Below are 11,506 nucleotides of genomic sequence, written 5' to 3'. Positions count from 1 at the left end.
GAAGGCGAGGGCGCGCCGTCCGGCACGACGTCATCCACGTGCGCTGCCGGGATGAGCCGCCTGGCATGACCGCCCGTCAACAGTGGACGCGTAGACGGACCATCATGGTGTCGGGCGCCAGATCGTCCAGGTACTTGCCGGCAAAGGCCAGATCACTCGTCCCGGACCGAGGGACGGCCGAGACGTACAACCACCTTCCGTCGAGGGTGAGCAGGTGGTCCGTGGGGACGGCCCACTCGGGCCGTATCTGTCGGTACGGAGTCCGGCCGGCGCGACAGGGGTCAAGGCTCGCGGCCATGTCAGCGGCGCGAATGCGCATGCCCTGGAAGTCGAGCAGGCCACGCGGTCCTCCGTCGCACCGGCCAAGCGCCCAGTGACGCAATGCCCCACTGGCGTCCCGCGGCGCTCGGACGAGGCGGGGATCGTGTTCGTGGCCGGGCAGTACGTCGAACTCCTCCCCCGGCCGGCCAAGCCACCACTGGTCCCATTCGCCTTGGTAGGGCTCGTGGTCGCCGTTGAGGTCGAAGGGGGCCATGGCCTCCTCGATCGCGGCATACAGGTACTGATGGGAATCCGGCGGCAGGCAGAGTGTGACCATCTCGTATGCCATGGACTGCCCCTCATACGGTCAATGGAGCCACATGCCGGCACAGGTGCCGGATCTGCTCGCCATGACGGGCTCAGCGGTGCGGGGCGTCAGTCGTTGCGTGCGGGGATCTGCTTCACACCGTCGACGAGCGCGCGCCGTGACGGCGCCGGTGAAGCGGACGGTGCCGGACTTCATCACGGCCGCACTCGGTTCACCTGCGCGATGCGCTCGCCGGGGAAGACACGAGTCTTCTTGCCGAGGTGCCGTTCTTCGCGTGCGCCGGCGCTCTCATCGAGCCGCGCCACCGTGACGTGCCGGCGGCGGATCGCGTCGTATGCGTCCGTGACCCTGACCACACCGGGGATCTTCGCGGCGGCCTTGGACAGGGGCCGGGCAGAGCCTCGCCGGCGGATGGCTCTGCGTATCCAGGTCGCCGGTCGTGGTGGACGCCTGCCGGTCGGGGGTGTCGCCCTGGCCCTCGGTCTCCTTGGACCTGGACAAGGGCACGGTCGCCGGGGCCGCTTTCGCCGGTCCCGGCATCGCCGAACTGCCGTACTCGGCAACCGTGGTGGTGGCCGGCGGGTACCCCTCGAGCGGCTGTGGTGCGCCGCCCCCGCACTCCCGACGGTCAGCGAGGTCTGGTTGCGGCCGGGCGAAGAGTTCTGGCGTGCCGGCGTCGCCGCTGCGGCCTCAACGGCGTTGCCTCCGGGCCCGGTTGCCCGACGGTCTTGGCCTGGTTCACATGCATCCGGGCACCTCCCCCGGCCATGCTGCCGCGCCGTTCGCCGCCCCGCACGCCGTACATGCGGGAGCCGGGTGCCGTCGCCGTCCGGTCACACCCGGGGACACCGGCCGGCGGGCCGGGCGCCGGGACGGGTCCCGTGGCCGGCGGCGCAGGGCCTCAGGACTGTGCCGGGCTGCCGCAGATCCGGTGCGGCCACCCCTTGACGGCACCCGTCGCAGGGTTCGGCCTGGGCTCTGTCGCCGCGCACGGAAGCAGTGAGGAAGTCTCGGAGCTCTTGGGGCGGGCGGCGCGGAGAACATCGGCATCAGCCCTCGCCACACCGACGCCGACCACCAGCAGCGCCAGGGCCGCCCAGAGGGTCACGAAGGCGGCCACGGCCTCCACCCATCGGTTGCGGGCGGCTGCGGGGAGGCTCGAGCGAGTATCGGACATTTCACCACTCCGGGGATCGGGGCCCTCCGCAGGAGCGCGAAGGCGTGTTCGAGGTCGGGGTCTCGCGCGAGGACAGACTCTGCACAGAGGGGCCCTGGGTCACTTCCTGGGGTGACTCGCGCCTGACGGCGATCAGGGCGGTGGCGCCACGTCGACTGCGACAGAAGATAACGAAAGGGACATTAGCATTTACCTTGTGCACAAGTAAAGGTGATGCTCTTAACATGTGGAAAAGGCTATGTGGGGCACGAGCGGCCGCGCACAAGGGGCACGCTCTCGCGCAACCAAGGTGTTCGCCGAGGCAGACCTGCTCCACACCGCACCGCCCCTCCCATGCACCCGGCCGCCATCCGCGCGGCGACCCGCCGGCACCGTCGCGTCCGCGCACACCCGATCGCCCGGGCGGCCCGGGGCGCCGTGCAGGACCGTGCGACGGGGTGCCGGGTCCGGCGCGGTGCAGGGCCCCTGTCTCTACGGCTGGTTCTGCGAGGGGGCGGGGTGTTCCAGGGCGTCGCGCAGCATGGCGCGGGAGGTGATGCCCAGTTTCGGGTAGATCTGGTAGAGGTGGGCGCCGACGGTGCGGTGGGAGAGGAACAGGCGTTCCGCTATCTGCTTGTTGGTCAGTCCCCGGGCGGCGAGCCGGGCGATCTCCAGTTCCTGGGGGGTGAGTGTGCGCGCCTTCGGTGTGCCGGGGCGGCGTCTGCCGGAGCCGGCGGCGCGCAGTTCCGTCTCGGCGCGTTCTGCCCATGGCCGGGCTCCGAGGTGTTCGAAGGTGGCCAGTGCTGCGCTGAGCGGTCCTCTGGATTCCGTGGTTGCCCTGACGCGTCGCAGTCGTTCGCCGTAGGCGAGCTGGACGCGGGCGAAGTCGAACAGCCATCGCTCGGCGTCCGTGGTCGTCAGGGCTTTCGTGAACAGGCCGAGGGCCTCGTCGTCGTCCGTGGTGGCCAGGGCGGCGCAGGCCTGTGTCAGCAGGGCGTGGCGTGAGGAGAGGGCGGCCACACCGGCTGTTCGCATCGCCGCCGCGTGGGCGGCGGCCTCGGTGCGCCGGTCGGTCCGGACGGCGGCTTCCACCAGGTCCATCGTCGCCCACAGGGCGTGCGGTGCGTGTGAGGCGAGGCTTCCGGCCGGGCTGATGGCGCTGGCGTGCTCGTATGCGCCGGCGAAGTCACCGCGTCCCAGGGCTGCCACGGCCGCTGCGTGGTGGGCGTAGTGCGCGGCGCAGTTCGCCCTCTGGCGCGTGGCCCAGTGCATGATCCGCCGGGCTGTCGCGTCCGCCCGGTCCGCCTGTCCGCGTGCGGCGTCCAGGATGGCCTGCACGTAGAGGAAGTACCAGACGAAGGCGGTGTAGCCGTGTGTTTCGCACAGCTGGACTCCTTCGTCGGCCAGTTGTGCCGCCTCGTCCCACATGCCGGTGAGATAGTCGTCCAGGCAGAGGTGGATCAGACCGGACAGGTAGCGGCGGGCCGGTCCGCCGTCGCGTCCCACGCGTACCACGCGCCACATCGCTTCGCGGGTGTCTCCGAGGCGGTCGAGGTAGAGGGCTGCCGTGCCGGTCCGCGTGATCTGGACGAAGTCGGTCGCCCCGGGCAGTTGCGCGATGAGTTCGTCGAGTTCCTGGGAGGCCTGGGCGCCGGTGCGCGCCGGGTCGGAGAACGTCTTGCCCAGTGCGGACAGGAGTGTGGGCGCCCTGGGGGTCAGTTTCTCCAGTGCCCGGTAGTAGGGCTGCCACAGCTCGCGCCGGGCACCGAAGAAGCAGATCAGTGCGAGCGTGTGGAGAACGTCCACGATCGCCTTGTCGTCGGCGTCGTATGTGTGGATTCCGGTGTCGATGGCGGCCACCAGCAGGCCGTGGGCCGTGTCGACGTCGCCGTCGCCGTTGAGGAGGAGAAGAGCGGCGGCTGCCGCCGAGTGCAGGCAGCTTTGTGAAGCGGGGGCGGTGTGCCGGGCGTCGTCCAGGAGCTTTCGGGCGCTGGGCAGCGCTCCGGTGGACTCGGCGCCGACGTAGGCCGCTTCCGCGAGCCGGCGGCGGCGGTCGGGGCCGGGCGGGGTGAGGTGTGCTGTGCGGACCAGGGCGCGCATGCCGCCCACGGCGTCACCGCGGCGCAGGGTGATCCGCGCTGCGTGTTCCAGCAGGGCGGCCACCGTCTCGTCGGGTTCCAGGGTCGCCTCGCCCAGGTGCCAGGCCCGGCGCTCGCACTGGTCCACCAGGACGTGGGCGAGTGCCGCGTGCACCGCACGCCGTTCACCGCTGGTGGAGGCCTCCACCACGGCCGCGCGGATGAGCGGATGGCGGAAGGTGAGCCGTCGTGCCCCTTCGTCGATGTGGACCAGTTGTCCGCGCTCGGCGGGTGCCAGGTCGTCCAGGCCGTATCCGTCGTCCGCCTGGCGCGAGGCCGCCTGCAGGACCCCGAGGTCGCCGACGCCTTCCAGTGCGGCCAGCAGCAGAAGGCGCTGCGAGGGCTGCGGCAGGCTCGTGATCCGGGAGCCGAACACGGTCTTCAGGCGCCGGCTCAGCGGCAGCACGGCGGGGATGCTGTCGTGGAGGGGGCCGTGCGCCGTGGGCAGTGCGGACGGCAGTTCCAGCAGGGCCAGTGGGTTGCCGTGCGCCGCGCTCAGCAGGCGCCGGCGTGCGCCGGGGACCAGGTCCGGGAATCTCGCGGCGACCAGGTGGTCCGCGGACTTTTCGTCCAGCGGCTGCAGCCAGTAGGTGGGCAGGAGACCGCTGTCGTGCAGGCTGTGCGCATCGGAGCGCGACGTGGCGAGGAAGCTCAGGCGGATGCCGGCGGCCCGCCGCGCGACGAATCCCAGCACGGCCGCGCTCGCCGGGTCGAGCCAGGGCAGGTCGTCGATGAGCAGGACGAGCGGGTCGCCCGCCGCCACCGTCTGCAAAAGGAGCAGGACGGCGTTGGAGACCATGAGCTGTTCCGGCGGTGCGCCGCTTTCGAAACCGAGCGCGACGCGCAGGGCATCGCGGAAGGGTGCCTGCAGTTCGCCGAGCGCGCCCTGGAAGGGAAAGAGGATCTGGTTGAGACCCGAGTAGCTGCAGTTCGCCTCGAACTCCACACCGGCAGCACGCAGGACCTGGGTTCCCTGCGCCCGGGCCGCCTCGGCGAGGGCGTCCAGCACCGCCGTCTTGCCGACGCCCGCTTCTCCCGACAGCAAAAGGGCTCCGCCTGTGGTCCCGAAACCCAGAAGGTAACGGATCCGCTCAAGGTCCTGGTCCCGGCCGATCAATGGGTGGGCCGTGCCGCGTGGGCGGGAATCGCTGTCGATCATTACACGCTCTCGTCGCTGTTCGCAGGCCAGCCCCATTTTGAACTAGTGCATAACAGTAATTGAAATAGGAGAATACACGTTGGCTGCTCCGGCCGATGACACGCTCCGCCGTCAGGCCCGCGCCGCCCTGTGACGCCGCCGGCGTCCCCACGGCCCCCTCAGGCCCAGCCCCCGATCGCCCGACGCCATGACCCGATCGCCCGATCGCCCGACGCCATGGAACGCACACTCGCCGCCCCCTCCCTGCGACGCGGCGACGCGGCGGCGGCTGCGGACCGGGGCAGCCTCTTCGAGGGCCATCGCCCTGCGGGCCGCCCCGGTGGACGACAGCGCGTCGGGCACGGCGACGCCGTGGACGGTTGCGCCGCACCAAACCGCGGTGACCGGCACCCCCGCAGCGCGCAGCCTTCGCCGCACAGACCCTCGCCCCGCTCCCGCACGACGCCGGCCTGTGCGGTGACGACGAACACCCGGGGGCAGACCGGTGCACTGCTCCCGGCCGGCCCCACTGGAGGTGATCCGCGCGCACCGCTCGTGTGCCGGTCCCACAACCACCGCACGACACCGCGGCGCAGGACGCAGCCCCCGGCGAACCGGTGACAGGAGCCGGCCTCGAAACCCCCGTCGGTGACGGGACGCAACAGCACCCGCCGAACGCACGAGACGTCCCCGCGTCCCTGGGCCGGCAATACCAGGACCGCAGCCGTGTTGCCGCCCGCCCGCCGAGTCGCCGGCGACGGCCGGCCGCGCGGGATCGATGCCCTGGTCGGCTCCCCGGCGCGCCGGCCGTCCGGCCACCGCGCAGCACTCCTTTGACGCGAGGCGACAACGCGCTTGGGGCGACAGCGTGCACTCGAAAAAGACCAGCGCCGTGCGCGCCCGCCGCCCGCTCACGCACCGGCCGGTCGTGCGGGTGCGCACCGGCGAAGACCCGGCCGGCGCCGTGGATGTGCAACGGGGCGGGCAGCGTGCCGGCAACTCCCCCCGGAGGGGGGCTGGATGCGCACCGCGGCACTGCTTTTCGGTCCGCCGAAGACCGCGGCCCAACGGCCGTCCGTCTCCGGCTTGCCGAACACCGGGGACTGCGCCTTCTGCCGCGCCTTGCGGGCCTGCACCGGTCCCGGACCGAACGGGAGCGGCGAGGGCGCGCCCGCCTCGGCGAACTCGCGAGCAGCCCGGTTCCACACCCGGTCCCCCCGGGGCAGGACGTCATCAGGCATCGCACATTCCCTGGCCGGTCAGGGCACCACGCGAGGCACCCGAATCCCGGCAGCGAACGCCCGTTGAACGTCAACAGGCCGGCCGCCGCCGCGCAGCGCGGGACGGCCGGCACGACAACTGCCCCCAGAGCGCCCGCACATCGCTCATGCGGCCGCCGGCGGATGGCCCATCCGACCCCTCGGGAGCCTCGGCAGCCGGTGACCCGGCCACTGCGGCCGCCCCCGTGCGGAGCCGGCCGGTCTCCCCGGGGGGGCGCGCTCCGGACCCGTGCGGCACAGCACCGGGCCCAGGGGCATCGGCCTGCACCTGCGCGGGCCGGCCCACGCCCCGTGGCCGCAACTGCCCCTGCAACGGCCGATGACCGCCGGCGGCCGGACAGGGGCCGGGCCGGGCGATGCGGCAGCAGCAGCTCAGGCGGACCTGTCGCTGCCGTTCAGGACGGAGAACAGCTGCAACGCCTCCACGTAGATCCACACCAGGGTCAGGGTGAGGCCGAAGGCCGCCAGCCAGGACTCCTCGCGTGGGGCGCCGTGGGCGATGCCGTCCTCGACCTGCTTGAAGTCCAAGGCCAAGAAACACGCGCCGAGGAGGATGCCGACGACGCCGAAGACGAGGCCGAGGCCACCGCTGCGCAGCCCCAGGCCGTCACCGCCGCCGAACGCGGAGAACAGCAGGTTGGCGGCGTTGAGCAGCACGAAGCCGATCGCGGCGGCCGTCACGAAGCCGTAGAAGCGCCGGGTGACGCGGATCCAGCGCATCCTGTACGCGATCAGCACACCGGCGAAGACCGCCATCGTGCCGAGCACCGTCTGGATCACCACGCCGGAGCCGATGCAGGTGGAGGTGACGCTGGAGATGACTCCGAGGAAGACGCCTTCGAACGCTGCGTACGCCAGGATCAGTGCCGGGACAGGCCTGGCCTTGAACGTCTGGGCGAGCGAGAGGCCGAAGGCCAGCAGACCGGCTCCGACCGCGATGCCGTACGACCTGCTCAGGCCGGCCTCGTCGACCGGCAGCAGCACCCACGCAAGGACGGCGCAGAGCACGACCGTGGCGAGTGTCGTTGCGGTGCGGGCCACGACGTCGTCGATGGTCATCGCAGTACCGCCCGGATGCTGTGCAGCAGGCCGGGCATCAGGCGCGGTGTCCGCGTCGTGCGCGTTCCCGCTCCGGCCGGCCGTGTCCTGCGCGTAGGGGTTGGTACCCACCGGGCTGTCATCGGCGTGCGGCGTCTGCCCGGTGCGGTGGAACGCCCGTCGCGAGAAGACGGGATTGCTGCTCTTCATCTCACTCTTTCCTCTGTCGTTGCACCCTCAATCCGGTCTCGGTGTGGATCTGAAGATCCGGGTGCCGGGTCTGCGGGATGTCTCAAAACGGCCTGCGCCGATGGCTTGCGGCACGGGCGGCGGCTCACCGGCCTCGTACGGCCGGGTGTCTGAGGTGCGCGCGTGGGGCGTGGGCCGGCCGCCTGGGGCCGGCGTGCTCCTGTGCTCGTTCTCGGCCACCGGCCGTGCGGATGCGGAGCCGGCCCAAGCCCGGCGGGCCGCGGCCGCCGGCCACGCGCTCACGGCCAATGCCGCCAGGCCGGCGGTACGCCGCCGGGGCCTCGTCCGCGCCGGGATACGACGCTCCGCCGGGCGTCGTCGGTGTGCACCTGGCCGGCGGACGGCGTCGCGGTCTCGGCCCGCAGCCCGCTCGCTCGCAAAAGCCCCACGACCGTGGTCAGTCGAAAAGGCCGCGCCGGCATGCGGCATCGGCGAGCATCCGGACCAGACGCAGGCGTCCCTGGCGCAGGTGCGCGGTCACGGTGTCCAGGGACAGGCCCAGGATCTCCGCGATCTGAACGGGGGAAAAGTCTTCGGCGTCCGCCAGGTACACCACCATCCTCAGCGCGAGCGGAAGGTGCTCGAGCGCGGCCGTCACCTCATGGCCGGGCAGCCGGTCAAGGGCCTGGATACCGAGCGTCAGCAACGCCGGGGCATGCGGGCGTTGCCCTGCCGGCCGGCAGTCGCGGGCCCGGTGCGCCGGCCGGGCCGGGCGCGGCGGGCACTGCCGCCCGCCGCAGGCTCCAAGCGCGCTGTCGTCCAGGGTCCGAAACATCCAGACCCTGAGGTCGGTGATCTCCGCGCGCGACCCGAACGCGTCGAGGGTACGGCGATACGTCTGCTGGACCAGGCCCTCCGCGCAGGCGCCGGTACATGTCATCTGTCTCGCAGCGGCATACAGCCGGTCCAGCAGCGGCACGGCCTCGCGCTCGAACCGTGCGAGTGCGGCACGCGTGACGGCTGTCGGCGGGCTGCGGTGCCCGCCTGCGCGCTCACCCTCGCCCTCGCCCTCGCCCTCGCCCGTATGACGTTGCCGGCCGAGGTGCCCGGCAGGGCAGGGGGGCCGGTTCACGTCTGCAGCTGTGAGGGGTCGTGAACCGTCAGGTGGCGGTGGCGGCCCTGTCCGGGACGTCTGAGGTCCCACACGCGTTCGGGCGCCGCTCCCCCACGGTGGCGGCCTTTCGCGCGGCCGGCGCTCTGCGGGCGCCACGGGGCGTCGGCAGTCAGAGATATTGCTGAGGGCATGGCGTTCTCCAGAAGGCGAAACAGAATGCGTCCTGCGAAAGGGCGACGGACGCCGGAAGCCTGGCCGCCGGGCAGGCGGCGGCAGGAAAGTCATCGGGCGGGGCGGACTGCCCTCCGGGGCGCTCTGCCGGGCAGGGGGCATGTCTCGGCGCCGGACGCGCACACCGACGCCGCAGNCGCCGCAGCCCCTGCCCGCCGGCCGGTACGGGCACGGCCGGTACGGGCACGGCCGGTACGGGCACGGCCGGTACGGGCACGGCCGGTACGGGCACGGCCGGTACGGACAGTCCTGCCGCAACGGGCCGCGCCGCCCCTCCCCCACCGATCACACACGTGCCCGTGCGGACATCAGGCCGCAAGGATGCGCAACGTGCCCGCATCCCACGTGTCTTGAGGCACCGTCGGGCATCGCCCGCACCGGCCGGCGTCGGGGGCGGACGTGGCATGCGGCGTGGCCGCGTGGCCCGGGGCGGCCGAGGGACCCGGAGATCGAGTCGCTCGGCCACCCCGTGGAGCCGGAGCCGCTGCCCAGGGTCGGGCGCGGCCGGGCACGGTCTGCTAGCGAAGGGACCGGAAACCGGCACGGAGCTCGTCGACGAACAGGGCCGGCTGCTCCCAGGCCGCGAAGTGGCCGCCCACAGGGAGCCGGTTGTAGTGGACGAGGTTCGGGTAGGCCTGCTCGGTCCAGCTCTTCGGGGGCTGGAAGAGCTCGTCGGGGAAGACGCTCACGGCGACCGGGAGCTTGACGCCCTTCGGGGCGAAGAACGGCGAGATCCGGTTCTCGGCGTAGAGACGGGAAGCGGACACACCCGTGTTCGTCAGCCAGTAGAGCGTGATGTTGTCCAGGACGTCGTCCCGCGACAGGCCCTCGTCCGCCCCGTTGAACGCCCGGGAGATCATCTCAAGGCTGGCCGCATCGTGGTCGAGCAGGAAGGCCGCCAGGCCGACCGGGGAATCCGCCAGCCCGGTCAGCGTCTGCGGACGGGAGGCCATCATCAGGGCGTAGTAGACGTGCTTGTAGAAGAAGTCCAGCTGCTCGACAGCGGCCTTCTCCTCGTCGCCTGCCAAAACGACATCGGACGGCAGCGGGTTGCCCACCGACACGGCCTGCTCGATGGCGGGCGGGAACACGCACGCCAGGTTGGTGTGGATACCGACGAGACCCTCGGGCTCCTGGACACCCATCATCTCGGTGATGAGCGCACCCCAGTCGCCGCCCTGGGCCACGTACTTGGTGTAGCCCAGGCGCTTCATCAGCTCGCCCCAGGCCACGGCGATGCGCTCGGGGTCCCAGCCGGTCGAGGCCGGCTTGCCGGAGAAGCCGTAACCCGGCATCGACGGGATCACCACGTGGAAGGCGTCCGACGCGCTCCCGCCGTGGGCCGTCGGGTTGGTGAGCGGCTCGATGAGCTTCATCTGCTCGATGACCGTGCCCGGCCAGCCGTGCGTGACGATCAGCGGCAGGGCGTCCTCGTGCTTGGAGCGGACGTGGATGAAGTGGATGTCCAGGCCGTCGATCTCGGTGATGAAGTGCGGCAGCGCCTTCAGCTTCGCCTCGGCCTTGCTCCAGTCGTACTCCTCGGCCCAGTACCGCGCCAGTTCCTGAAGGGTGGCCAAAGGGGTGCCCTGCGACTGGTCGGTGACGGTCTCCTTCTCGGGAAAACGCGTCGCGACGATCCGCGCACGCAGGTCCTCGAGCTCCGCCTCGGAAAACTCGAACGTGAACGGGCGGATCGCTTCCCGGTCAGGGGTGACGGACATGATGGCCTCCATGATGTCTCGGCTAGGTGCAGAAGAAGGCAGGATTCGACGCTGAGTTCGCAGATGAATGTGCGACGTGTCGATCCCGTCGGCCGGCGCTGCGGGCTACAGCCCGCTCTTCCTTCCGGCGCATTTCCATGATGGGCCAGGGCCGCCACATCGGTAATCCGGAAAGTGACCTAGATTCCACAGGGGCGGTGGCATTTTCTTCTAGGTAACGTGACGCGGCACCACCGGCAGACGGCATGGCAGTCATGTGACCGAGTCCCGCCCGGGCCGCCGTGACGACCCACTGGCAAGGGAGTTGCCGCATCATCGTGTGCCGTCGGCAAAAGGAAATTCACGCAGCAGAGCGGAATCCGGGACGCCCCCCATGCTTTGGCCCGCCTGCTTCGACACCGACGCCATCGACCGATGGAAACTCCGTGACCCTCGCTCATGGCCAAGTGGCCATCGACCGGCGCCGATTACAGGGGGCGACCTCGACCACGCACGCCGGTCACTGCCCTGCACACCGGGACGGGAGCGGGGGCAGGTGCTTGACCAGCTCGACCAGGGCCAGGGCCAGGGGCGCGCGGCTGCGGCTGTTGCAGCGGTGAGGGCGCCGATGGGGGCGGACTCGCCGCCCGCCCTGCGGGCCCGGCCCTCAGGGCAGCCGCCTCGGACACGGGACCTGGCACTGCCGCAGGTGGCAGGCGAGCCGGCAGCCGTGCGCTCCGGTGCCCCCGACGCCCACCGGCAGGTGGGTGCCGGCCGCCGAGACCAGCGCACCTATACGTCTACGGGCGGCCCGCGCATCAGCCAGAAAGGCCGTCCGGCCGCACAGCCGCCGAGCGGCGCGCGGACATACCGAGTGCGAGCGCCGGCGACCGTGAACTACGCGACCTGGACCTGGACGAGGCGCACAGACGC

7 protein-coding genes are annotated in these 11,506 nt (G+C 71.6%); all 7 read right to left on the bottom strand.

All coding sequences use genetic code 11. The annotated features are described in order from the left end of the window. Positions 1-76: 76 nt before the first annotated feature. Positions 77-610: a hypothetical protein gene (locus ABEB03_RS35830; RefSeq protein ID WP_345657070.1), complete on the bottom strand. Its 534-nt coding sequence runs from the start codon at positions 608-610 to the stop codon at positions 77-79. Positions 611-783: 173 nt separating this feature from the next. Continuing rightward, entirely contained in the window at positions 784-945 is a 162-nt protein-coding gene (locus ABEB03_RS35825) for a hypothetical protein (protein ID WP_345657069.1), read from the bottom strand. 1,292 nt (positions 946-2,237) lie between these two features. After that, a complete protein-coding gene (locus ABEB03_RS35815) occupies positions 2,238-5,042 on the bottom strand; it encodes an ATP-binding protein (protein WP_345657068.1) in 2,805 nt (934 codons plus the stop codon). Positions 5,043-5,200: 158 nt separating this feature from the next. After that, on the bottom strand, positions 5,201-5,797 hold the full coding sequence (locus ABEB03_RS45490; protein WP_425589349.1) for an alpha/beta hydrolase fold domain-containing protein: 597 nt from the start codon (positions 5,795-5,797) through the stop codon (positions 5,201-5,203). A gap of 876 nt (positions 5,798-6,673) precedes the next feature. Then, complete coding sequence (locus ABEB03_RS35810; protein ID WP_345657067.1) at positions 6,674-7,549, bottom strand: Bax inhibitor-1/YccA family protein; 876 nt, start codon at positions 7,547-7,549, stop codon at positions 6,674-6,676. Positions 7,550-7,985: 436 nt separating this feature from the next. Further along, on the bottom strand, positions 7,986-8,507 hold the full coding sequence (locus ABEB03_RS35805; protein ID WP_345657066.1) for a sigma factor-like helix-turn-helix DNA-binding protein: 522 nt from the start codon (positions 8,505-8,507) through the stop codon (positions 7,986-7,988). 884 nt (positions 8,508-9,391) lie between these two features. Further along, positions 9,392-10,594: an epoxide hydrolase family protein gene (locus ABEB03_RS35800; protein WP_345657065.1), complete on the bottom strand. Its 1,203-nt coding sequence runs from the start codon at positions 10,592-10,594 to the stop codon at positions 9,392-9,394. Between the last annotated feature and the right edge of the window lie 912 nt (positions 10,595-11,506).

This window comes from Streptomyces siamensis (assembly GCF_039543605.1).
In the GTDB taxonomy this organism is placed as follows: domain Bacteria; phylum Actinomycetota; class Actinomycetes; order Streptomycetales; family Streptomycetaceae; genus Streptomyces; species Streptomyces siamensis.
This window is presented reverse-complemented; position numbering and strand designations above follow the sequence as displayed.